At 60.4% G+C, this 24,010-nt stretch carries 21 protein-coding genes and 1 pseudogene; 3 read left to right on the top strand and 19 right to left on the bottom strand.

The genetic code is table 11. The features are described 5' to 3' along the window. Positions 1 to 63: 63 nt before the first annotated feature. From dtd to hutC, 15 genes are all read right to left on the bottom strand, one after another. Complete coding sequence (dtd, locus tag ACYZT8_RS01530; protein WP_461978665.1) at positions 64 to 501, bottom strand: D-aminoacyl-tRNA deacylase; 438 nt, start codon at positions 499 to 501, stop codon at positions 64 to 66. Then, a complete protein-coding gene (pip, locus tag ACYZT8_RS01525) occupies positions 498 to 1,469 on the bottom strand; it encodes a prolyl aminopeptidase (RefSeq protein ID WP_461956764.1) in 972 nt (323 codons plus the stop codon). The genes dtd and pip overlap by 4 nt, the downstream gene beginning before the upstream one ends. Before the next feature lie 105 nt (positions 1,470 to 1,574). Beyond that, the gene (locus ACYZT8_RS01520; protein WP_461978663.1) at positions 1,575 to 2,492 is read right to left on the bottom strand and encodes an alpha/beta hydrolase; all 918 of its coding nucleotides are present in this window, start codon (positions 2,490 to 2,492) and stop codon (positions 1,575 to 1,577) included. Positions 2,493 to 2,660: 168 nt separating this feature from the next. After that, a complete protein-coding gene (locus ACYZT8_RS01515) occupies positions 2,661 to 3,617 on the bottom strand; it encodes a choline ABC transporter substrate-binding protein (RefSeq protein ID WP_461978661.1) in 957 nt (318 codons plus the stop codon). A 247-nt stretch (positions 3,618 to 3,864) separates the two neighbouring features. Continuing rightward, positions 3,865 to 4,665, bottom strand: coding sequence for an N-formylglutamate deformylase (gene hutG, locus ACYZT8_RS01510; protein WP_461978659.1), 801 nt, complete (start codon positions 4,663 to 4,665; stop codon positions 3,865 to 3,867). Positions 4,666 to 4,675: 10 nt separating this feature from the next. After that, on the bottom strand, positions 4,676 to 5,881 hold the full coding sequence (gene hutI / locus ACYZT8_RS01505; RefSeq protein ID WP_461978657.1) for an imidazolonepropionase: 1,206 nt from the start codon (positions 5,879 to 5,881) through the stop codon (positions 4,676 to 4,678). A 60-nt stretch (positions 5,882 to 5,941) separates the two neighbouring features. Then, positions 5,942 to 7,474, bottom strand: a complete 1,533-nt coding sequence (gene hutH / locus ACYZT8_RS01500) for a histidine ammonia-lyase (RefSeq protein WP_461978655.1) — start codon at positions 7,472 to 7,474, stop codon at positions 5,942 to 5,944. A 117-nt stretch (positions 7,475 to 7,591) separates the two neighbouring features. Further along, entirely contained in the window at positions 7,592 to 9,115 is a 1,524-nt protein-coding gene (gene hutH, locus ACYZT8_RS01495) for a histidine ammonia-lyase (RefSeq protein ID WP_461978653.1), read from the bottom strand. 173 nt (positions 9,116 to 9,288) lie between these two features. Continuing rightward, the gene (locus tag ACYZT8_RS01490; RefSeq protein ID WP_109627517.1) at positions 9,289 to 10,119 is read right to left on the bottom strand and encodes a quaternary amine ABC transporter ATP-binding protein; all 831 of its coding nucleotides are present in this window, start codon (positions 10,117 to 10,119) and stop codon (positions 9,289 to 9,291) included. Beyond that, a complete protein-coding gene (locus ACYZT8_RS01485; protein WP_461978651.1) occupies positions 10,116 to 10,967 on the bottom strand; it encodes an ABC transporter permease in 852 nt (283 codons plus the stop codon). Before ACYZT8_RS01485 ends, ACYZT8_RS01490 begins: the two co-directional genes overlap by 4 nt. Positions 10,968 to 11,037: 70 nt before the next feature. After that, positions 11,038 to 12,006 carry an ABC transporter substrate-binding protein gene (locus ACYZT8_RS01480; protein ID WP_461956756.1) on the bottom strand — a complete coding sequence of 323 codons (969 nt, stop codon included), beginning with the start codon at positions 12,004 to 12,006 and terminating at the stop codon, positions 11,038 to 11,040. A gap of 69 nt (positions 12,007 to 12,075) precedes the next feature. After that, a complete protein-coding gene (locus ACYZT8_RS01475; protein ID WP_461978650.1) occupies positions 12,076 to 13,548 on the bottom strand; it encodes a purine-cytosine permease family protein in 1,473 nt (490 codons plus the stop codon). A 152-nt stretch (positions 13,549 to 13,700) separates the two neighbouring features. Next, positions 13,701 to 15,404 (bottom strand): urocanate hydratase, encoded by a 1,704-nt coding sequence (hutU, locus tag ACYZT8_RS01470; protein WP_461978648.1) that lies wholly within the window; start codon positions 15,402 to 15,404, stop codon positions 13,701 to 13,703. A 498-nt stretch (positions 15,405 to 15,902) separates the two neighbouring features. Further along, on the bottom strand, positions 15,903 to 16,475 hold the full coding sequence (locus tag ACYZT8_RS01465) for a HutD/Ves family protein (RefSeq protein WP_461978646.1): 573 nt from the start codon (positions 16,473 to 16,475) through the stop codon (positions 15,903 to 15,905). Then, positions 16,472 to 17,182 (bottom strand): histidine utilization repressor, encoded by a 711-nt coding sequence (gene hutC / locus ACYZT8_RS01460; protein ID WP_154505298.1) that lies wholly within the window; start codon positions 17,180 to 17,182, stop codon positions 16,472 to 16,474. Before hutC ends, ACYZT8_RS01465 begins: the two co-directional genes overlap by 4 nt. Before the next feature lie 305 nt (positions 17,183 to 17,487). On the opposite strand from hutC, the gene ACYZT8_RS01455 reads away from it, so the two are divergent. Beyond that, positions 17,488 to 18,852, top strand: a complete 1,365-nt coding sequence (locus tag ACYZT8_RS01455) for a formimidoylglutamate deiminase (RefSeq protein ID WP_461978644.1) — start codon at positions 17,488 to 17,490, stop codon at positions 18,850 to 18,852. Positions 18,853 to 18,982: 130 nt separating this feature from the next. Here ACYZT8_RS01455 and ACYZT8_RS01450 read toward each other — a convergent pair whose 3' ends face one another. Both ACYZT8_RS01450 and ACYZT8_RS01445 read right to left on the bottom strand, forming a co-directional pair. Next, on the bottom strand, positions 18,983 to 19,552 hold the full coding sequence (locus ACYZT8_RS01450; protein ID WP_461978642.1) for a lipocalin family protein: 570 nt from the start codon (positions 19,550 to 19,552) through the stop codon (positions 18,983 to 18,985). Positions 19,553 to 19,583: 31 nt separating this feature from the next. After that, positions 19,584 to 19,838 (bottom strand): hypothetical protein, encoded by a 255-nt coding sequence (locus ACYZT8_RS01445; protein WP_010464535.1) that lies wholly within the window; start codon positions 19,836 to 19,838, stop codon positions 19,584 to 19,586. 283 nt (positions 19,839 to 20,121) lie between these two features. Here ACYZT8_RS01445 and ACYZT8_RS01440 point away from each other — a divergent pair. Beyond that, positions 20,122 to 21,108 (top strand): annotated as a pseudogene (locus ACYZT8_RS01440) (cache domain-containing protein); the annotation flags it as partial. A 141-nt stretch (positions 21,109 to 21,249) separates the two neighbouring features. Next, positions 21,250 to 22,014 (top strand): methyl-accepting chemotaxis protein, encoded by a 765-nt coding sequence (locus tag ACYZT8_RS01435; protein ID WP_370694726.1) that lies wholly within the window; start codon positions 21,250 to 21,252, stop codon positions 22,012 to 22,014. Between the two features lie 117 nt (positions 22,015 to 22,131). Here the strand turns inward: ACYZT8_RS01435 and ACYZT8_RS01430 are convergent, their stop codons facing one another. Both ACYZT8_RS01430 and ACYZT8_RS01425 read right to left on the bottom strand, forming a co-directional pair. After that, a complete protein-coding gene (locus ACYZT8_RS01430; protein WP_461978639.1) occupies positions 22,132 to 22,734 on the bottom strand; it encodes a DUF924 family protein in 603 nt (200 codons plus the stop codon). Positions 22,735 to 22,736: 2 nt separating this feature from the next. Beyond that, a complete protein-coding gene (locus ACYZT8_RS01425; protein ID WP_461978637.1) occupies positions 22,737 to 23,747 on the bottom strand; it encodes a class 1 fructose-bisphosphatase in 1,011 nt (336 codons plus the stop codon). Between the last annotated feature and the right edge of the window lie 263 nt (positions 23,748 to 24,010).

Genomic DNA, 24,010 nt, shown 5'->3' with positions numbered 1-24,010 from the left:
TATTTATCGCGAAAAACCCCTGTTTTCAGTCGAAATGCCCTGAAAAACATGTTTCAAGCCCTTTCACGTCTGTAACAGGAAGGTTACCGGGCCATCGTTGACCAGGTGCACCTGCATGTCCGCGCCGAATCTACCTGATGCCACAGTGCCATGCACCTGTTTCGCTTTGGTTAATAGATAGTCGAAAAGCTCCTCGCCCAGGGCCGGAGGGGCAGCGGTCGAAAAACTCGGGCGCAACCCGCTCTTGGTGTCAGCGGCCAGGGTGAACTGCGAGACCAGCAGCAACCCTCCGTCCACATCTGCCAAAGACAGGTTCATCTTGCCCTCGGCGTCACTGAATACTCGATAGTTAAGCAGTTTATGCAGAAGTTTGTCGGCGCTGGCACGAGTATCCTCCGGTTCGACCGCCACCAACACCAGCAAACCCTGATCCACCGCGCCCACCACCTCTCCCGCTACCTCGACTCGCGCGCCACGCACGCGCTGCAGCAGGCCCTTCATGCTTCTTCGGGCGGCAGGTCGAGCAAGCGGCGAGCCATCTGGCTGGCGGCCCGTACCAGCGCATCGGTGATACCCGGCTCGGACGCGGCGTGACCCGCATCGCGGATCACTTGGAGTTCGCTGTTCGGCCAGGCTTGATGCAGTTCCCAGGCGTTATCCAGTGGGCAGATCACGTCATAACGACCGTGGACGATCACGCCTGGCAAATGGGCGATCTTGCCCATGTCGCGAATCAGCTGGTTCGGCTCAAGGAAGGCATTGTTGGTGAAGTAGTGACATTCGATGCGCGCGATGGACAACGCGCGTTGCGGCTCGGAGAAGCGATCGACCACCAGCGGGTTCGGACGCAAGGTCGCGGTCCGGCCTTCCCAGGTGGACCAGGCCTTGGCCGCGTGCATCTGGGCGATCTGATCGTTGCCGGTCAGGCGCTTGTGGAAAGCGCTGAGCAGGTCGTCGCGTTCGTCCAGCGGGATGGGCGCGACGTAGTCCTGCCAATAATCTGGGAACAGACGGCTGGCGCCACACTGGTAGAACCATTCGATTTCCTGCGGGCGGCAGAGAAAAATCCCGCGCAGAATCAGACCGTGTACGCGCTCCGGGTGGGTTTGCGCATAGGCCAGTGCCAGGGTCGACCCCCAGGAACCGCCAAACAGCACCCATTTTTCGATGCCCAGGTGTTTGCGAATCCGCTCAAGGTCGGCGACCAGATCCCAGGTGGTGTTGTTCTCAAGACTGGCGTGGGGCGTGGAGCGACCGCAACCGCGTTGGTCGAACGTCACGATGCGGTACAGATTCGGATCGAAGTACCGGCGGCTCTGGGCATCACACCCGGCGCCGGGGCCGCCGTGGATGAACACCACCGGCAAACCTTCCGGTGAACCGCTTTCGTCGACATACAGGGTGTGAGTTTCATCGACGGCCAGATCGTGCCGGGCGTGAGGTTTGATCTGCGGGTACAAAGTCTGCATTGCGCGCTCCGTAAGGGGTCGAGGTCATCCCTGGGGGGACTTCTATTATTCTGCCGTCCGGCATCATAAACCCGAATTACGCCAATGAGCATGCCCCTTGCAGCGTCATGTTTTGTCAGCCAAAAACCCGAGCAGCGTTTCATAGAGCAAGTCGACCTCGGCGACCTGACCCCGAGCCCGCAAACAGCCGTGAACCAGCCCTTCCCCGTAATGAATAGCGGCGGGCACGCCAGCGGCCTGCAGTTGCTCGGCGTAGAGCACGCCGTCATCGCGCAGCGGGTCAAATTGCGCCACAGCGATGAATGCCGGCGGCAGTCCGCCGAAGTGTCCGGCGAGCAACGGCATGGCATAGGCGCCCGGCTGTCGGCTGCCACGCAGGTACAGGGCGTGATAACAGTCGACATCACTGCTGGCGAGCAACGGCGCGTCGATGCATTCGCTGCGCGACGGCAGCTGGTTATCACCGCCCAACCCCGGATAGATCAGGACCTGCGCCGCCGGCAACGGCTCGCCGGCATCCCGCAGCGCCAGACAGAGCGCAGCGGCAAGGTTGCCACCGGCGCTGTCCCCCGCCACCAGCGTACGCTCGGGATCGAGCTTGAAGGGTCCGGTCCGCAGCGCGCGCCAGACGCGCAGGCAGTCATCGAACGCCGCCGGGAACGGATGTTCCGGTGCCAGTCGGTAATCGACAGCAATCACCAGCACGCCGAGTGTCGATGCCAGTTCGGCGCAGATGAAGTCGTGGGAATCCAGATCCCCTACCACCCAACCGCCGCCATGCAGATACACAATGCACGGGGCACCACCGGTCGGTGGTGTAACTGGAGGTTGATAAGACCGCACCAACACACCGGCCAATTCGAAATCGACCACGTAAAGCCCGACGGGACGTGGCGGGGTGAATGCCCGGCACATCTCGCTGTAGGCCTGACGCAGACCGTTGAGGCTGCTGTCGGTGCTGTTGAAGCTGACGGTTTTCTCGACGAATGCCGTCATCTGTTCGGATAGCGGGTAAGTTGCCATGAGTCTGGTGTCAGTCAGTTCAGCGGTTGGGGATTGGAACCCGGTTCTGTGGCGAGGGAGCTTGCTCCCGTTCGACCGCGTAGCGGTCGCAGATTTTGGGGGCTGCTTCGCAACCCAACGGGAGCAAGCTCCCTCGCCACAGGACAGTAATTACCCAAGTAATGGTGATCAGTTTTTCAGGCTGGCCTGAACGGTGGCGACGCCATCCTTGCCCTCAAAACTGCTGACACCGGCCAGCCAGCGCTGCAGGTCCTCCGGATGATCACGCAGCCATTGCCTGGCAACGTCCTGGGGCGTCTTGCGCTCCATGATCGGCACCATCAGCTGGCTTTCCTGGGCCGCGGTGAAGGTCAGGTTTTCCAGCAGGCGATTCACGTTCGGACACCGAACGGCATAGTCCGGGGACGTCACAGTCGAGACAGTCGCCGCGCCTTCGTTCGGGCCATAGACGTCTTCGCTGCCAGTCAGGTAGGCAATCTTCATATTGATGTTCATCGGGTGCGGGGTCCAGCCGACGAATACCACGAACTCCTTGCGATTCACCGCCCGCTGAACGGCGGCCAGCATGCCGGCCTCACCGGACTCGATCAGTTTGAAGTCCTTCAAGCCAAAGTGATTGCTCTCGATCATGGTTTTGATCGTGGTGTTGGCGCCGCTGCCTGGCTCGATGCCGTAGATCTTGCCACCGAGCTTGTCCTTGAATTTGGCGATGTCGGCGAAGGTTTTCAGACCCGCTTCGGCGACGTACTCAGGCACGGCAAGCGTTGCTTGAGCGTCGGCCAGGCTTGGTTTATCCATGACCTTCACCTGGTTGGCGGCCACGAACGGCGCGATGTTTTTGTCCATCGCCGGTTTCCAGTAACCGAGGAAAATATCGAGGCGTTTGTCGCGGATGCCGGCGAAGATGATTTGCTGCACGGCGCTGGTTTGCTTGCTTTCGTAGCCGAGGCCGTTGAGCAACACGTCAGCCATGCCGCTGGTGGCGATCACGTCGGTCCAGTTGACCACGCCCATGCGCACGGCCTTGCAGGACGCGTCGTCACTGGCCAGGACGCTGGTGCTCAGAAGAGCGGTGCCGCAGAGGATTGAGAGACAGCGGGTGAACAAACCTTTGGTGCTTGTCATAGGGAGCGTTCTCGTGCGGCAGTTGATTGTTATGGGCCCGGTGTCTTTGTGCACCGTGCGCAGAACATTACGCAGCGTCGAGAGGGGAAAAGCGAACTGTGGCGACCGAGATTTGCACGGTGGCGACTTGATAGCCACGTGCTGATCGTTCCCACGCTCTGCGTGGGAATGCAGCCCGTGACGCTCCGCGTCACTGGACGCGGAGCGTCCCTTGAGGCATTCCCACGCGGAGCGTGGGAACGATCCGTCACGCGTAGTGGTTTTCGCCCCAGGCCAGCAGGCCTTGCAGCAATTCCTTGAGCACCACTTGCGTCGGCCCGGCCAGGTCCGGGCGATAGCGGAACGGCTCGAACTCTTCCATGTACGTGCACTGCCCCAGCTCCAGTTGCACGGCGTGGATGTTTTCGGCCGGGTTGCCGTAATGGCGGGTGATGTGACCGCCCTTGAAGCGTCCGTTCAGCACATGGCTGTAATCGCCGTGACGCGCGCAGATCGCTTCCAATTGAGTGGCCAACTGTGGATCGCAACTGGCGCCGTTGAAGGTGCCGAGGTTGAAGTCCGGCAACTTGCCGTCGAACAGGTGCGGGATGATCGAGCGGATCGAGTGCGCATCGAACAGCAGCGCGTAGCCGAACTCGGCTTTCAAACGCGCCAGCTCGTTCTGCAAGGTGGTGTGATAAGGCGTCCACACCTGCTCCAGATACGTCGCGCGCTCCGCCGCCGACGGTTCCATGCCTTCGCGAAACAAGGGGATGCCGTCGAACAGCGTCGCCGGATACAGACCGGTGGTCGCGCCGACATACAAAGGCTTGTCGTCAGACGGGCGGTTCAGGTCGATAACAAATCGCGAATATTCGGCGGCCAACGTGCTCGCGCCGAGTTCTGCGGCAAATTCATACAGCTTCGGGATATGCCAGTCAGTGTCCGGCAGGCTGCGTGCGTCGGGGATCAACCCGGCTTCGACCGCCGGAGTCAGGCGCAAACCGGCGTGGGGCATGCTGATCAGCAGCGGCACGCGGCCTTGTTTGAAGTTCAGAACCTTATCCACAACTGCTCTCCTAAACGCTCGTTTCGACGCCGTGACGCACGACGCGTTTTTCCAGATCACCGCCCAGCCAGTACGACAGATCGGCGGGACGATCGATTTGCCAGGCAACGAAATCCGCGACCTTGCCGGCTTCCAGCGAACCATGCGTGTCGGCCATGCCCAATGCAGTGGCGGCATGAATGGTTGCACCGGCCAGCGCTTCTTCCGGGGTCATGCGGAAACAGGTGCAGGCCATGTTCAACATCAAGCGCAATGACAGCGCTGGCGATGTGCCGGGGTTGAGGTCGCTGGCGATGGCGATTTTCACACCGTGTTTGCGCAGGGCATCCATCGGCGGCAACTGGGTTTCACGCAGGAAGTAGAACGCACCGGGCAGCAGCACCGCGACGGTGCCGGACTTGGCCATGGCGATGGCGTCGTCTTCGGTCATGAATTCCAGGTGATCGGCCGACAGTGCGTGGTAGCGCGCCGCCAGACTCGAACCGTGCAGCGATGACAATTGCTCGGCGTGCAGCTTCACCGGTAGACCCAGTTCTTGCGCGGTGATGAACACTCGCTCGACCTGCGCTGGCGAAAACGCCAGGTATTCGCAGAACGCGTCCACCGCATCCACCAGACCTTCGGCGGCCAGGGCCGGGAGCATTTCAGCGCAGATGTGATCGATGTAGTCGTCGGCGCGATCCTTGTATTCCGGTGGCAACGCGTGAGCGGCCAGGCAGGTGCTGCGCACGCTGACCGGGAGCTCGGCGCCGAGGCGACGGATCACGCGGAGGATCTTGCGTTCACTGGCCAGGTCCAGTCCGTAGCCGGACTTCATTTCGACCGTGGTCACGCCGTCGCGCATCAAGCTTTTCAGGCGCTTGGCGGCGCTGGCGAACAGCTCGTCTTCGGTCGCCGCGCGGGTGGCGCGCACGGTGCTGGCGATGCCGCCGCCGGCCGCTGCGATTTCTGCGTAGCTGACGCCTTGCAGGCGCTGTTCGAATTCACCGCTGCGGTTACCGCCAAACACCGTGTGGGTGTGGCAGTCGATCAGGCCCGGGGTAACCCAGGCCCCTTTCAAGTCGTTGACAGCCGGGTACTCGCCCGAAGGCAGTTCACTGCGCGGGCCGACCCACTCAATGTGCGCACCGGACGTCACGATGGCCGCGTCCTCGATGATCGAGTAGACGCCTTGCGCCATGGTTGCGACGTGGCAGTGTTGCCAGAGAGTTTTCATCCCGAATTCCTCGTCTTTGATCGTTCCCACGCAGAGCGTGGGAACGATCGGTGGGTGGGGTTAGAGGCTAGGCAGCAACTTCGCCGAAACCAGCTCATTCAGGCAACGCGTCGCCAACAGCTCGGTCGCCGCATTGATGTCCGGGGCAAAGAAGCGGTCCTTCTCATAGAACGGCACTTCATTACGCAGAATCCCGCGAGCCTTTTCCAGCTTCGCCGAGGTCTTCAGGCCTTCACGCAAATCCAGCCCCTGAACGGCCGCCAACCATTCCACGGCCAAAACGCCGCGAGTGTTTTCGGCCATTTCCCACAAACGCTTGCCGGCAGCCGGCGCCATGGAGACGTGGTCTTCCTGGTTCGCCGATGTCGGCAGGCTGTCTACCGAATGCGGATGGGACAACGCCTTGTTCTCGCTGGCCAGTGCCGCTGCGGTCACCTGGGCGATCATGAAGCCGGAGTTCACGCCGCCATTGGCCACCAGGAACGGCGGCAGTTGCGACATGTGCTTGTCCATCATCAGCGAGATACGGCGCTCGCTCAGGGAACCGATTTCAGCGATGGCCAGTGCCATGTTGTCAGCGGCCATGGCCACCGGTTCGGCGTGGAAGTTACCGCCGGAAATCACGTCGCCTTCAGCAGCGAATACCAGCGGGTTGTCGGAAACCGCGTTGGCTTCGACGGCCAACACTTCGGCGGCTTGACGGAACTGAGTCAGGCAGGCGCCCATGACTTGTGGCTGGCAGCGCAAGGAGTACGGGTCCTGGACCTTTTCGCAGTTCTGATGCGAGTCGGACACTTCACTGCGCTCGCCCAGCAGATCGCGGTAAGCGGCAGCGGCGTCGATCTGGCCTTTCTGGCCACGGGCGGCGTGGATGCGCGCATCGAACGGCGAGCGCGAGCCCAGTACCGCTTCGACCGTCAGGGCACCAATCGCCACGGCACCGGCAAAAAGATCTTCACCTTCGAACAGCCCACGCAGCGCGTAAGCAGTGGAAACCTGTGTGCCGTTGAGCAGCGCCAGGCCTTCTTTCGCCGCCAGGGTCAGCGGGGTCAGACCGGCGATTTTCAACGCTTCGGTCGCTTCCATCCACTCGCCTTTGTAGCGAGCCTTGCCTTCGCCCAGCAGCACCAGCGACATGTGGGCCAATGGCGCCAGATCGCCGGAGGCACCGACCGAACCTTTCAATGGAATGTGCGGGTAAACCTCGGCGTTGATCAGCGCGATCAACGCGTCAATCACTACACGGCGAATGCCGGAGAAACCACGGCTCAGGCTGTTGACCTTGAGCACCATGACCAACCGCACCAGCGCGTCGCTGATCGGCTCGCCAACACCGGCGGCGTGGGACAACACCAGCGAGCGCTGAAGGTTTTCCAGGTCTTCGCTGGCGATGCGGGTCGAGGCCAGCAGGCCGAAACCGGTGTTGATGCCGTAGGCGGTGCGGTTCTCGGCGAGGATCTGTTCCACGCAGGCAACGCTGGCTTCAATCTGCGCCGAGGCGCTGTTGTCGAGGGTGATTTTGACCGGTTGCTGATAGATATCACGCAGTTGGGCAAGGCTCAGTTGGCCGGGAATAAGGTTAAGCGCAGTCATTTTGTGCTCCTTTTGAGAGTTTGTTATGAACTCACCAGACGCTCCGGAGATATCCGTTGTCCGTCGCGACTCGCTTTTGGGGAGCCGCGCCTTGGCACGCTGGTTTTTGTGTAGAAATCAGTTGAGGTTCGGTAAAGCCTTGTGCAGCAAAATCGGGTCTTTCAACACGCCGGCAGCGGCGGCGATGTCTGGTGCCAACCAGCGGTCCTGGTCGTAAGCCGGGACGCGTTCACGCAGCAGACGCCACGCGGTATCGGTGCCAGCGCCGAAGCGTTGTTCTTTCAGAAATTCAAACGCCTGAGCTGCCAGCAAATATTCGATCGCAAGAATCTGCGTGCAGTTTTCCAGCGCGCGATGCAGCTTCAGCGCCGCGTTGGTGCCCATGCTCAAATGGTCTTCCTGCAGGCCCGAGGTGACGTAGTTGTCGAGCACGGCCGGTTGCGCCAACTGGCGATTTTCCGCGCACAGCGAAGCGGCGACGTACTGGACGATCATCATTCCAGAGTTAACCCCCGGATTGGCCACCAGGAATGCCGGCAAACCGCTGACATGCGGGTTGATCAGGCGATCCAGGCGACGTTCGGCGATGGAGCCGATTTCGGCCATGGCAATCGCCAGCAAATCTGCCGCCAATGCCACTGACTGACCGTGCGGGTTGGCCTGGGACACCACCCGGAAGTTGTCCGGCGTGCCCAGCAGCATAGGGTTATCAGTGACAGAGTTGAGTTCGGTTTCGATCTGCTTTTTAGCGTGCTCAAGCTGATCGCGAGCGGCGCCGTGGACTTGCGGGATCGACCGGATACTTAGCGCATCCTGAGTGCGAAAACCTTTACTGCTGGCGATCACTTCACTGCTATCGAGCAGCGCCCGCAAGTTGATGCCGACTTGCTGCATGCCCGGGTGAGGTTTGAGTGCGATGATTTCGGCATCGAACGCGGCGATCTGACCGCACTGGGCTTCGAAGCTCATGGCACCGATCACGTCTGCCCACTGCACCAGATGCGTCGCGTCGGCCAGCGCCAGGCAGCTGAGGCCGGTCATGCACGGCGTGCCGTTGACCAGGCACAGACCGTCTTTGGCGCCGAGCTGGACCGGTTGCAAACCTTCTTCAGCCAAAGCCTGCTGCGCAGAAACGATCTGCCCGCGATAGCTGACATTGCCGACACCTAGCAGCGCGATGCTGATGTGGGCCATGTGGGTCAGGTAACCGACCGAACCCTGGGACGGCACTTGCGGGGTGATGCCGCGATTGAGCAACGCCAGCAGCGCTTCGACCACTCGACGATGAATGCCGGATTTGCCGTGGCTGTAATTGCGGATCGCCGCACACATGATCGCGCGAGTCTGCTCGTCGGCCAGCGGAGCGCCAACGCCACAGGCGTGGCTGAGCAAGGTGTTGCGCGACAGTTGGCTGAGCTGCTCGTCTTTGAGCGAGACGTTGCACAACGCGCCCAGGCCGGTGTTGACGCCATAGGCGCGCTCGCCGCTGGCGACGATGCGCTGGACGATGGCCTGGGCATTCTCGATCCGCGCCCAGGTCTGGGCCGACAGCTCGAGCTGTGCGCCATGGCGGGCTACGGCAACCACATCCTGCCAACGCAACGGGGCATCGGCGATAACGATTTTTTCAGCCTGGGACATCATTGACCTCTTGAAGTTGATCGTTCCCACGCTCTGCGTGGGAATGCCGCCTGGGACGCTCCGCGTCCCGTTGTCAGCGCAAGGCTCAAGTCCTGCGCATGGGTGACGCGGAGCGTCACGGGATGCATTCCCACGCAGACGGTTCGACGCCTCGACGTGGGAACGATCGACTGTTAAACCACCGCCGCGCGCCGCTGGACAAAGCGGTCGACATACTCATCCGCTGGCGAATGCAGGATCTCTCGCGGCGTGCCGACCTGAATCAGGCGCCCGTCCTTGAGAATCGCAATGCGGTTACCAATGCGCACCGCCTCATCAAGGTCGTGGGTGATGAAGACGATGGTCTTGTGCAGGGTCTTTTGCAGCTCCAGCAACTGGTCCTGCATCTCGGCGCGGATCAGCGGGTCGAGCGCACTGAACGCTTCGTCCATCAAGATGATGTCGGTATCTGCCGCCAGGGCACGGGCCAGGCCCACACGCTGACGCATGCCGCCCGAAAGCTGATGCGGGTATTTGTTTTCGTAGCCCTTGAGGCCCACGGTGTTGATCCAATGCAGTGCGCGCTCGGAGCACATTTGCTTGCTCTCGCCGCGCACTTTCAGGCCGTAGGCGACGTTATCCACCACGGTCTTGTGCGGCAGCAGGCCGAAGCTCTGGAACACCATGCTGATCTTGTGCCGGCGAAATTCGCGCAGGGCTTCCATGTCGTATTGCAGGATGTCCACACCGTCCACCAGGATCGCACCGCTGGTCGGGTCGATCAGGCGGTTGAAGTGGCGCACCAGGGTCGATTTGCCGGAACCCGAAAGGCCCATGATCACGAAGATCTCGCCAGTGCCGATGCTCAGGGACAAGTCGTTCACGCCGACCACGCAGCCGGTCTCGGCCAGCACCTGATCCTTGGTTTTGCCCTGGCCAATCATGCCCAGCGCTTCCTTGGAACGGTTGCCGAAAATCTTGAAGACGTTTTTGACTTCGATTTTGCTGATGGCTTCGTTGTTCATTTGCTCACCTCATGCCGTGGCCGACCATACGCCTGAGTAATGCGGTCGATGACCACTGCCAGAATCACGATCGCCAGACCGGCTTCAAGGCCACGTCCGACGTTGAGGGTCTGAATCCCCACCAACACATCTTCACCCAGGCCACGGGCACCGATCATCGAGGCGATCACCACCATCGACAGGGCCATCATGGTGGTCTGGTTGATCCCGGCCATGATGCTCGGCAGGGCCAGCGGCAGTTGCACGCCAAACAGTTGCTGCCAACGGTTGGCACCGAAGGCGTTGATCGCTTCCATCACCTCACCGTCGACCTGGCGAATGCCCAGATCAGTCAGGCGAATCAGCGGCGGCGCAGCGTAAATAACGGTGGCGAAAATTGCCGGGACCTTGCCCAGGCCGAACAGCATCAGCACCGGGATCAGGTACACGAAACTCGGCATGGTCTGCATGATGTCCAGCAGCGGCATCAGCACCGAACGCAGGCGATTGCTGCGTGCCGAGAGAATGCCCAGCGGAATGCCGATCAGTACCGAAATGACCGTCGCGACCATCATCAGCGCCAGGGTCTGCATCAGCTTGTCCCAGAGGCCGACCGCGCCCACCAGGAACAGCAAACCGACGATCACGGAGGTGGTCACGATTTTGCGGGTCGCGTGCCAGGCAACGCCCGCCACGATGGCCAGCATCAGCCACCAGGGCGCCGCACGCAGCAGCCCTTCAAGATTGACGATGGCCCACAACAGGGTGTCGGAGATGCTGCGGAACACGTCGCCGTAGTTGGTGACGAGCGAATCGACCCAACCGTTGACCCAGTCGGCGATGGAAAAGGTAAAGCTTTCGGGAAACATAAGAGACTCTCAATCAAGGGGTTGCGATCAAGCGTCCGACTGCCGTCGCCGGCAGTCGGAGAGGCTCAACCTACAAGGCCGCGTCGATTTTCTTGGCTGCGTCTTCGCTCACCCATGCGTGCCAGACTTCAGGATGTTCCTTCAAGAAGATCTTGGCCAGTTTTGGCGACTCGATCCGCTCTTTGGCCATGCGCCCGAGGTTCTGGTTGAGCAGGTCGATCGGCAGGTTGACCTTTTCCAGCACCGCCACCAGTTCCGGGGCTTGCTCGTGGAAAGTCTTGGACAGGCCGACCTTGATGGTCACACGCTTGTCCACGCCTGGCTTCTCTTCGAGTTTGACCAGGTCAACCTGGCCCATCAGCGGGGTTGGCGACCAGTAGTAGAACAGGATCGGCTCGCCACGCTTGTAGCTCGACAGCACTGCGGCATCCAGCGCCGGGCCGGTGCCCGGGCGGAAGTTGGTGTAGGTGCTTTCGAGGCCGTAGCTTTTCAGCATCTCGCTGTTGTCGAGCTCACAGGTCCAACCGGCCGGGCAGTTGTAGAAACGGCCCTTGGCTGGTTCTTCCTGATCCTTGAACACGGCGGCGTACTTGGCCAGGTCGGCGATGTTTTTCAGGTCCGGGGCCTTGGGTTCCAGCTTGCGCTTGGCGTCGCCTTCGATCACGTAGCGTGGCACGTACCAGCCTTCGATTGCGCCCACTACCGGAGCGCCGACACCGACGACTTTGCCGGCCTTTTCGGCCTTGTTCCAGACTTCGCTGCGGCCGACCCACTCTTCGGCAAACACTTGAATGTCGTTGCTGCTCAGGGCGTTTTCCATGGTGATGGAGTTGCCCGGCAGGCTGTCAGTCTTGCAGTCGTAGCCCTTCTCCAACACGATTTGCATCACGTCGGTCAGCAGCATGCCGCTTTCCCAGTTCAGGCCGGCAAACTTCACCGGCTTGCCCGACTCGCACCAACCCGCTGCCTGAGTGGCGCCGGCGCTGGCGAGCAGGCCCATGGAAAGCAATGTGGTCAGCAGGGTCTTGTTCGATTTCATTGTAGTGACGCTCCTAATCATGAATTGGCTTACGGCAGTCAAGAGGCATCCAGCCCTGTCCACGTCCAATCAGGCCTGCGCCGCAGCGCGACCAGCCCCACTTGTTATAGGTTGCACAACACTGTCCTGCTCGACCGGCAGAATCAGGTGATCGGGTACCGAGCCGTGCCATTTTTTTGCGCACACGTAATACAGGGCTGCGGGCAGCACCAGACCGATGATCCAGGAAATATCCACATCCCCCAGAGCCGCCACCAGCGGACCGGTATAGAACTTGGAGGAGATGAACGGCAGCTGCACCAGCACGCCGAACACATAGACGCTGATACCGAGAGCATTCCAACGGCCGTAGCGACCGTTCGGATCGGACAGCGCCGGCACGTCATAGCGTTCGCGGGTGATGCAGTAGTAGTCCACCAGGTTGATCGCGCTCCATGGCGTAAAGAACGCCAGCAGGAACAGGATGAAGGACTTGAACGCACCGAGGAACGAGTGCTGGCCGAGCAATGCCATCAGGGTCGCAGCACCGACGATGACCAGCACGAAGACCAGACGCTGCAAGCGCGTGACCTTCAGCTCACCACGGAAGCCGCTGATGATGGTCGCAATGCACATGAAGCTGCCGTAGGAGTTCAGCGTGGAGATGGTGACCTTGCCAAACGCGATGCTGAAGTACAGCAGCGCAGCGGTGGCACCGGTCCCGCCCAAACCAACGATGTACGCCACTTCGTGACCGGCGAATTGCCCATTGGCCGACGCGGCGGCAAACACGCCGAGGATCATCGCCACTTGTGCGCCAATCACCGAACCTGCGCCCGCGGCGAAAAAGGTTTTCACCGAGGACGTCTTGCTCGGCAGGTAGCGTGAATAGTCAGCCACATACGGGCCAAAGGCGATCTGCCAGGACGCCGCGAGCGACACCGCCAGCAGGAAGCTGCTCCAGCTGAAGTGACGGATTTGCAGGAGTGCGCCAACGTCGGTCTGGCTCATCAGACGAGCGAATAGATAGACAAAGGCAATCACACCAATAACGCTGGCGACACGGCCAATCCAATGGATCACCCGATATCCGAGCACTGTGACCAGCACGATGACACTGGCGAAAATCAGGATGCCGACGCTGTCGCTGACACCGAACAACTGGCCCAGCGCCTGGCCGGAAAGCACCGTGCCGGTGGCGGTGAAGCCGAGGTACATCAAGCACACCAGCACGATCGGGATGGCCGCGCCATACACGCCGAACTGTACCCGGCTGGAGATCATCTGCGGCAGCCCAAGCTTGGGCCCTTGCGCGGCATGCAACGCCATGACGCCGCCGCCAAGCAATTGGCCGATCAACAGACCGATCAACGACCAGAACACGTCACCGCCCAGCACCACGGCCAGGGCCCCGGTGACAATCGCGGTGATTTGCAGGTTGGCACCCATCCACAAGGTGAACTGGCTAAACAGACGACCGTGTCTTTCCGCTTCCGGGATGTAGTCGATCGAGCGTTTCTCGATCAACGGTTTGCTGCCTGCACGATCGTCATTGCCAGCCATGGTTCAACCTCTGTGGATTGTTTTAATTGTTCTGTCGGGTTTACTCGGACTCTGTGGGAGCTGGCTTGCCAGCGATGATGTCGGTACCTTCAACATCAATTCCAGCAGTGCCGCCGCCATCGCTGGCAAGCCAGCTCCCACAGGGTTTTGTGTTACTTGCCGGTAATCATCGGCAAGTTCAGCCCTTGTTCCTTGGCGCAGTCGATCGCGATCTGGTAACCCGCATCGGCGTGACGCATGACACCGGTCGCCGGGTCGTTGTGCAGCACGCGAGCGATACGCTCGGCCGCTTCGTCAGTACCGTCGCAGACAATCACCATGCCCGAGTGCTGGGAGAAGCCCATGCCGACGCCGCCGCCGTGATGCAGGGAAACCCAGGTCGCGCCGCTCGCGGTGTTCAGCAGGGCGTTGAGCAGTGGCCAATCGGACACGGCATCGGAACCGTCCTGCATCGATTCGGTTTCGCGGTTCGGGCTGGCAACAGAGCCGGAGTCCAGGTGGTCGCGACCGATCACGATTGGCGCGGACAATTCACCGCTACGGACCATTTCGTTGAACGCCAGGCCGAGCTTGGCGCGCAAGCCCAGGCCAACCCAGCAGATACGTGCCGGCAGCCCCTGGAAGCTGATGCGCTCGCGCGCCATGTCCAGCCAGTTGTGCAGGTGGGCGTCGTCCGGGATCAGCTCTTTGACCTTGGCGTCGGTTTTGTAGATGTCTTCAGCGTTGCCCGACAGCGCAGCCCAACGGAACGGACCGATGCCGCGGCAGAACAGCGGACGGATGTAAGCCGGTACGAAGCCTGGGAAGTCGAACGCGTTTTCCACGCCTTCTTCTTGCGCCATCTGACGGATGTTGTTGCCGTAGTCGAAGGTCGGAATACCCATTTTCTGGAATTCGAGCATCGCCTTGACGTGCACAGCCATCGATTGCTTGGCGGCTTTGACCACGGCAGCAGGCTCGGTCTTGGCGCGAGCGCGGTACTCTTCCCAGGTCCAGCCAGCCGGCAGGTAACCGTTGAGCGGATCGTGGGCGCTGGTCTGGTCGGTGACCATGTCCGGGCGCACGCCGCGCTTGACCAGTTCCGGCAGGATTTCGGCCGCGTTGCCGAGCAGGGCGATGGAAATCGCTTTGCCTTCCTTGGTGTATTTGGCGATGCGGGCCAGCGCGTCGTCGAGGTCGGTGGCTTGCTCGTCGACATAACGGCTGTTCAGGCGGAAATCGATGCTGACTTGTTGGCATTCGATGTTCAGCGAGCAAGCACCGGCCAATGTTGCAGCCAGCGGTTGAGCGCCGCCCATGCCGCCGAGGCCTGCGGTCAGGACCCAACGACCTTTGAGGTCATCGTTATAGTGTTGGCGACCGGCTTCGACGAAGGTTTCGTAGGTGCCCTGAACGATGCCCTGGCTGCCGATGTAGATCCAGCTGCCGGCGGTCATCTGGCCGTACATGGCCAGGCCTTTGGCGTCGAGTTCGTTGAAGTGTTCCCAGCTCGCCCAGTGTGGCACCAGGTTGGAGTTGGCGATCAGTACGCGCGGAGCATTGGTGTGGGTCTTGAACACGCCGACCGGCTTGCCGGATTGCACCAGCAGGGTCTCGTCGTCGTTCAGGTTGGTCAGGCTTTCGACGATCTTGTCGTAGCATTCCCAGTTACGCGCCGCACGACCGATACCACCGTAAACCACCAGTTCTTTAGGGTTCTCGGCGACTTCCGGGTCGAGGTTGTTCATCAACATGCGCAGCGGCGCTTCGGTCAGCCAGCTCTTGGCGGTCAGCTTGTTACCGCGGGCAGCGCGGATTTCAACGTCACGGTACTTTGTAAAAGAGGCGGTAGTAGGTTTCTGGGTATTGTCAGTCACGAAAAAGACTCCTCAGCGATCAATCCAAACCAACCCTGGCGGTGGGTAAGCCAGCCTGTGCGCTTCAAAGCGACACAAGCGAATCAGTGGACGTTGCGAGGAGTCTCGATCGACTCATACGCATACGTCTTTACTTGTACATACAAGCATATGCAATCAAGCGGCCAACTTGTTGGATGGGGGTTCAAGAAAAGTTTTTTGAACGCTGGAAGGCCTTTGGAACAAGGGTTTTGGCGAAGATGAAATTTTTCGGGGGGATTTTGCGGAGGGGTGATGGCTTGTTACTTGAGCGGGGTTTTGCGCCACGCTGGGGCGCTCGGTAACAAAGTGGTGCGCATTGGGGAACGGGACAAGGACTGCTTTTGTGGCGAGGGAGCTTGCTCCCGCTGGTCTGCGAAGCAGGCCCAAAACCGGGAGCATGGGATCTATCAGATAAATCAGGGATTCAAGACTGACGACTGCTGCGCAGCCGAGCGGGAGCAAGCTCCCTCGCCACAGTTAAGCGCGTGCTGTCAGCTCGATCACACAGCAGGCGCCATTGCTGGAGACATCCAGCAGGCCGGTGTTACCGACGAGTTGCAGGCAATCATGGCGACCGAGTTGTGAGGTGCTGTTACCGACCTTCACTTCCAGCGCCTCGCTGACACTGAACACCAGCACAGTTCCAGCCTCACTGAAAAACCGCTGTTCGCCATCCAGCCACTGCAACCGCGCGTTGAAACGCTGCGGCGCATAAATCAGGTTGAAATCGCGGATCGGCCCGCCGAGCAATGTGCAGGACACCTGGCTCTCGCCACTAAAGGCAAAGGGATCAAGCGGTAACAGTGAACGCGTGGCCTGACCATCAACCGACAAGGTCATGCCGTCGCCTTGCAGCACGGTGATGATCCGTTCGTAACCGGCGAAGGTGGAAAACCCGCCCGACTCGCCGATATCGGCAATCGACAGACGCCAGCCGAAACCATCAAGGCCAGTACCCGCATCACGGGTGATTTCCTCAGTGCTGCCGCCGCCGTTCTTCCACGGCATGCGCGGGTAATCTTTGGCGCGTAAAACTTTCACTTCACTCATTTGTGAAACCGACCTTCCAGACGATGACGGGAACCAGGGTGAATCAAACGAGCAGCGGTCACCGGCTGACGACCGGACCACGTGCGGCGACGAATCAGCAGGCACGGCTCGCCCTTCTCAATCTGCAGCAATTTGCATTCGGAAGCCTCGGCCAGGATCGCCTCGACCACGTGCTCCCCTTCAGTCAGCGGCGCAACCTGGTTCAGATAGGCGTAAGGCGTTTGCAGGGTGAAGTCCTGCTTGAGGTAGTCCGGGGCGACCAGCGCGTTGACGAAACGATCTTCGATTTGCACCGGAATATCGTTTTCGAAATGCACGATCAGCGAATGGAAAACCCTCTGGCCTTCGCGCATATCGAGCGCGAGGGCGCGCTCGGAACCGGCAGCCTCTTCTTCGAGGGTGATCACCTTGCACGTGTGGCGATGGCCACGGGAGGCGATTTCGTCGGCGATGTTGTGCACTTCAAACAGCGCGGACTGGCTTTTCGGCTCGGCGACAAACGTACCGACACCTTGCATGCGCACCAACAGACCGTCGGCGGTCATCTCGCGCAGGGCGCGGTTGATGGTCATGCGGCTGAAACCGAGTTGGCTGACCAGCTCGCTTTCCGACGGAACGCGGTAGTGCGGCGGCCAGTTTCCACTGTCGATTTGCTGGGTGATCATCTGTTTGACGCGGGCGTACAAGGGCGCCGGACTGTCGCCCATGTTCGCGGCCAACGGTGACACTGGGGGCGGAGTCGGCACGGTTAATCCTTGGTCGTTTGGTAAGGGTAATGTGGCCCGTATGGTCAGTTCTGTCAGTCAATTTCGGCGCCAGAAATCCAGATCCTGCGTTGCTGCTCCTCGCCATAGCCAGCTATGACTCGTCGCAGCGCCTTGGCTCTGAATTTCTGGCATCCGAACTTGAACTGACGAACTAACCACACGAGCCACCTAGCTTGCCGGAGTTTACCGAGCAGGCAAACGTCTGTATATGTATATACAAATAACACACGATGGGGTGCTGAACCATGTCCGCTTTCTTTGCCGAACGCGCGCTGCTGCCTAGTGGATGGGCCAACAATGTACGTCTTGAGGTCAGCGCCGAGGGCGTGTTGACCCATATCCAGGCCGATTCCCACGCAGATGGCGCCGAACGGCTGAGCGGTCCGCTGCTGCCGGGCATGCCGAATCTGCACTCCCACGCCTTCCAGCGGGCCATGGCCGGGCTGGCGGAAGTGGCGGGTAATCCGAACGACAGTTTCTGGACCTGGCGCGATCTGATGTATCGCCTCGTCGGAAAAATCAGCCCGGATCAACTCGGCGTGATTGCCCGTCAGCTGTACATCGAAATGCTCAAGGCCGGTTACACCTCGGTTGCGGAATTTCATTATGTACACCATGACACCACCGGCCAGCCTTACGCCGACCCGGCCGAGCTGGCACTGCGGATTAGCCAGGCTGCCAGTTCCGCCGGTATCGGCCTGACTCTGTTGCCGGTGCTTTATAGCCATTCCGGTTTCGGTGGCCAGACCCCGAACGACGGTCAGCGCCGCTTCATCAACAGCACCGAAAACTACCTCAAGCTTCAGTCGCGTTTGCAGCCGATCCTGGCGCAGCAACCGGCACAATCGCTGGGTTTGTGTTTCCACTCGTTGCGCGCGGTAACACCGCAGCAAATCAGCGAAGTACTGGCGACCAGCGACAAGCAGTGCCCGGTGCACATACACATTGCCGAACAGCAGAAAGAAGTCGATGACTGCCTGAGCTGGAGCGGCCGTCGTCCGCTGCAATGGCTGTACGAAAACACCGAAGTCGACCAGCGCTGGTGCCTGGTCCACGCGACCCACGCCAACCTGGAAGAAGTCACGCTGATGGCCAAGAGTCGCGCCATCGCCGGTCTGTGCCTGACCACCGAGGCCAACCTCGGCGACGGGATTTTCCCGGCGGTGGATTTCCTCGCGCAGGGCGGACGCATGGGTATCGGGTCCGACAGCCATGTGTCATTGAGCGTGGTGGAAGAATTGCGCTGGCTGGAATACGGCCAGCGCCTGCGCGATCAGCGGCGCAATCGCTTGTATGGCGCGGATCAGCCGATGGTCGGCCGCACACTGTATGACGCGGCGCTGGATGGCGGCGCTCAGGCGCTGGGCCAGCCGATTGGTGCACTGGAAGTCGGCAAGCGTGCGGACTGGCTGGTGCTGGACGGCAACGATCCGTACCTGGCAACGGCCAGTGGTGACGGGATTCTCAATCGCTGGCTGTTTGCCGGTGGCGATCGCCAGGTGCGCGATGTGCTGGTCAATGGCCAGTGGGTTGTGCGTGACGGGCGTCATGCCGCCGAAGAAGAAAGTAACCGCGCGTTCACCCAGGTACTGCGCGATCTCCTGGGCTGACCCCCTCACTGATCATTCCCACGCTCCGCGTGGGAATGCAGCCCGGGACGCTCCGCGTCCAAACAGCGGACGCAGAGCGTCCATTGAGGCATTCCCACGCGGAGCGTGGGAACGATCATTAGCGGAGTAATCAGTTCGAGGTCTTGGCCATTTGCGTATCCGACGCACGCCAGATCAACCGCGTGGTGTCGTAGCCCTGCTGGCGTGCCTTGCTCAGCAACTCTTCACGCACTACACCGTTAACCGTCGGCGTGCGCGACAGCAGCCACAGATACTTGCGGCTAGGATCGCCGACAATGGCTGTCTTGTAATCTTCGCTGACGTACAGCACCCAGTATTCCCCCTTCGCCACACCCGGCAGCAATCGCGAGAACCAGGTATCGAACTCGACCCACAATTTGTCGGTCTTGCCCGGCACTTGCGGATAAGCCACGCCCTTGGCCTCTTCCCATTGCCAATCCGCCGTCAGGCAGCGGTTCAGCACCAACACGTTACCGTCAGGCTTGAGCGTGTAGTGGGCTTCGGATTGCGCGCAATTGCGCTGGAAATACATCGGCAGACGGGCCAGTTCATACCAGGTGCCCTGGTATTTCCTGAGATTGACGCTGTTGACCGTTTTCGGTGCCAACGGATCTTCGCCAGAAGTGGCGCAGCCAGCCAATACCAGGCTGGCAAAAAGGAGTATCAATAACCGCTTCATTGTTTTTCTCCCGTGGGCGCGTAGCCCCGGATTACTTCAGGCCTTGGCCGGAAAACATCAGTACTTTGTCACCGGCGTACTGCACGCTGATAAAGCTGTTCTTGTCACCCCAGGTGCAACTGGACATGCCGAGCGCGCCCGAGCAATCAGTGGCTTTACCCAGCAAGGCTTCAACCTCTGCCTTGGGCATGCCGGCCGACAACTTCGAGTAGTTTTCCTGATTGACCTTGCTGCATGCGGCCAACAACACGCAGAACGAGAGCAAGGCGATAGATCGCAGCGACATGGTGTAGCTCCTGGGGCGAAGGGGAATGGCATGGCTGCCAAGCTGAAGCTTAGAAGAGAAAACCCCCATCTGGTTCCCCGACTCCCCGGCTATTTATCGGGCCGCTCGTCTGCCTTTTTTCGAAAAATCAGCCACTTTCCAGTGCCGTTGAGTATTTCGTCGGTTTTCGTAAAAAGACGCCTAATCTTTGGCGCTGGCCAGTCGACATAGAAGCAGCGCAAAGCCCTCGACTGTGGCAAATTGACGCCCCTCGCTGACCAGTCCCTTCGCGGTAGTGCATTTAATGACCAGAAACATGAAATTCAGCCACAAGATCCTGCTGGCAGCCGCCCTCGTGGTCGCCGTTGCGTTCGCCTGCTTTATCCTGTTCAACGACTACCGCCAGCGCCAGACATTGCGCAGCAGTACCGAATCCTCGATGCAGGAACTCGGCAGCCTGACCACCAGCAACATCCAGACCTGGCTGGAAAGCCGCATGCAGTTGCTGCAATCGCTGTCCCAGCAGATCGCCGTGGACGGCAGCGCCCCGGCCAACCTAAAGCGCGCCATCGACTTGCCGGCCTACACCGGCAACTTCCAGCTGAGCTACTTCGGTGGCACTGACGGCGTGATGTTCTCGGTCCCGGCCGGCAATCGTGCGGCGGACTACGATCCCCGCGCCCGTGGCTGGTACAAGGCAGCCAACGGTGCGCAACAGACCATCGTCACCGAACCGTACATCGCCGCTTCATCCGGCAAACTGGTGATCACCGTGGCCACGCCAGTGAAGTATCAGAACCAGATGATCGGCGTTGCCGGTGCGGACATCGACCTGTCGAGCGTCAGCGCGATCATCAACTCGCTCAACTTCGGCGGTCACGGCCACGCGTTCATCGTCAGCGCCGACGGCAAGATCCTGATCCACCCGGACAGCAAACTGGTGCTCAAGAGCCTCGCCGAGGCCTACCCGAACGGCGCGCCGAAAGTCAGCCCGGGGCTGAAAGAAGTCGAGCTCGACGGCAAGACCCAGTTCATCTCCTTTACCCACGTCAACGGTGTGCCCTCGGCCGACTGGTACGTGGCGCTGGTGCTGGATCAGGAAACCGCGTTCTCGATGCTCAGCGAATTCCGCACCTCGGCGATTATTGCCATGATCATCGCCGTGGTTATCATCATCGCGCTGCTGGGCATGTTGATCAGCTTCCTGATGCAGCCACTGCTGACTATGGGCCGCGCCATGCATGACATCGCCGAAGGCGAAGGTGACCTGACCAAACGCCTGACCATTCACGGCCAGGATGAATTCGGTGCGTTGGGCACCTCGTTCAACCGTTTCGTGGAGCGTATTCACACCTCGATCCGCGAAGTGTCCTCGGCCACCGGCCAGGTCAACGAAGTGGCGCTGCGTGTGGTGGCTGCCTCGAACTCATCGATGTTCAACTCCGACCAGCAAGCCTCGCGCACCAGCAGCGTGGCTGCAGCGATCAACGAACTGGGCGCCGCCGCTCAGGAAATCGCCCAGAACGCCGCCCTCGCCTCGCAACACTCGAGCGACGCCCGTGCCTTGGCCGAGGACGGTCAGCAAGTGGTGGATAAAACCATCGCAGCGATGCAGCAGCTCTCGGCGAAGATCAGCGATTCGTGCGGCAACATCGAAACGCTCAACAGCAACACCGTGAACATCGGGCAGATTCTGGAAGTGATCACCAGCATCTCGCAGCAGACCAACTTGCTGGCATTGAACGCGGCCATCGAAGCGGCGCGTGCCGGTGAAGCCGGACGTGGTTTTGCCGTGGTCGCGGACGAGGTGCGCAACCTCGCCCACCGCACTCAGGATTCGGCGCAGCAAGTGCAGAAGATGATCGAAGAGCTGCAAGTCGGCGCCCGTGAAGCGGTAAGCACCATGACCGACAGCCAGCGCCAGAGCGAAAGCAGCGTCGGCATCGCCAACCAGGCGGGCGAACGCCTGGGCAGCGTGACCCAGCGCATTGGTGAGATCGACGGGATGAACCAGTCCGTGGCGACAGCGACTGAAGAACAGACCGCTGTGGTGGAGTCGATCAACGTCGACATCACCGAGATCAACACGCTGAACCAGGAAGGTGTGGAGAACTTGCAGTCGACACTGCGTGCGTGTGCGGATCTTGAACAGCAAGCGGCGCGGTTGAAGCAGTTGGTGGGTAGTTTCAGGATCTAAGCTGCTTTCACTGGCCCCATCGCCAGCAGGCTGGCTCCCACAGGGGATTTGTGAACGACACAAACCAAATGTGGGAGCCAGCCTGCTGGCGATGGCGGCATCAGCTATAGCAGAAAACTAAAAGCGAGAACCAGGCTCCGATAGAAACGCCAACTCCTCATCCGTCGACTCCCGCCCCAACACCGCATTGCGATGCGGGAACCGCCCAAACCGCGCAATCACCCGCTGATGCTTCTCGGCATAACTCAGATAATCGGTAAACAGCTTCTGATCCGCTTCCGGCTGCTGCGCAACCAGATCGATGTACCGCGAAACCGCCTCGTTCTGCACCGCCAGATTCTCGCAGTGCTCGAACACCAGGTATATAAACACCCGCTGGATCGGCCGCAACTGCCGATCGAAATCCGCCGCAATGCCTTGCGCCACCAGTGCCTGAGCCCTGAGATCGCCTGAAAAGGATTTGGGAGTGTCGCGAAAGATCATTCGCGGGAGTTGATCGAGTAGCAGCACCAGGGCCAGCCAACCTTCAGGGCGTTGCGCCCAGTCAGTCAATCCGCCGGCCAGTGCCTGCTCGACCCAGTCCCCGAAACGCGTCTGCGCTTCGAGGTCCTGGCTGTCGCGCTTGCCGAACCATAACTTGCCCTTGTCAGCCGCTATTTCGTTGGGGGATTCGAGCGTTCCGAACCACCAATCGAGCAACGACTGCCAGGGCGCGGTCATGTTTATTCCTTGTGATAAGCCGTGACGCGTGCGACTTCTTCTTTCGAACCGAGGTACACCGCTACACGCTGGTGCAGGCCTTCAGGCTGAATGTCGAGGATGCGCTGGTGACCGTCGGTGGACGCACCGCCCGCCTGTTCAACCAGGAACGACATCGGGTTGGCTTCGTACATCAGACGCAGCTTGCCTGGCTTGGATGGCTCGCGGCTGTCGCGTGGGTACATGAACAGACCGCCACGGGTCAGGATACGGTGCACGTCGGCAACCATCGCGGCGACCCAACGCATGTTGTAGTTCTTTTTCAGCGGGCCTTCATCGCCTGCCAGCAACTCACTGACGTAGCGTTGTACCGGCGCTTCCCAGTGACGCTGGTTGGACGCGTTGATCGCGAATTCCTGAGTGGATTCCGGGATCGTGATGTCTTCGTGGGTCAGTACGAAGCTGCCCATTTCACGATCCAGGGTAAAGCCTTTCACGCCATCACCCAGGGTCAGCACCAGCATGGTCTGCGGGCCGTAGATGGCATAACCGGCGGCTACCTGCTGAGTACCTGGCTGCAAGAAGGCCTTTTCGTTCAAGGCTTCGTTCTGGCTCAGGTATTCGCTCGGGCAACGCAGTACCGAGAAGATCGTACCGACCGGCGCGTTGATGTCGATGTTCGATGAGCCGTCCAGCGGGTCGAATACCAGCAGGTACGCGCCTTTCGGGTATTTGCCCGGGATCTGGTAGGCATTGTCCATTTCTTCGGACGCCATGCCGGCCAGGTGACCGCCCCATTCGTTGGCTTCGAGCAGGATCTCGTTGGAGATCACGTCGAGTTTCTTCTGCACTTCGCCTTGGACGTTTTCAGTGCCCATGCTGCCCAGAACGCCGCCGAGGGCGCCTTTGGACACGGCGTGGCTGATTTCCTTGCAAGCACGCGCCACCACTTCGATCAGGAAACGCAGATCGGCAGGGGTGTTGTTGCTACGGGTCTGCTCAATCAAATAGCGACTCAGGGTAACGCGGGACATGGAAGGCTCCGGTGGAATTGGGGGCTAAAAACCCGCGCAGTTTAACGCGAGTCGAGGCGCATTTCCTCCTATCAGACGTGATACGCCCAATAGAGTTCATGCGCCGGGTTGAGCGTAGCTGTAAATGAACTCAATTGTGGCGAGGGAGCTTGCTCCCGTTGGGGTGCGAAGCGGCCCCCTGAAGCATTCGCCGCCATTTGTCCGAGAGAATGCAGCCCCAGAATCTACGACTGCTTCGCAGCCGAACGGGAGCAAGCTCCCTC

Source organism: Pseudomonas sp. LB3P93 (genome assembly GCF_054898025.1).
The sequence above is the reverse complement of the archived record's forward strand: the minus strand, read 5'-3'. Positions and strand labels throughout refer to the sequence as shown.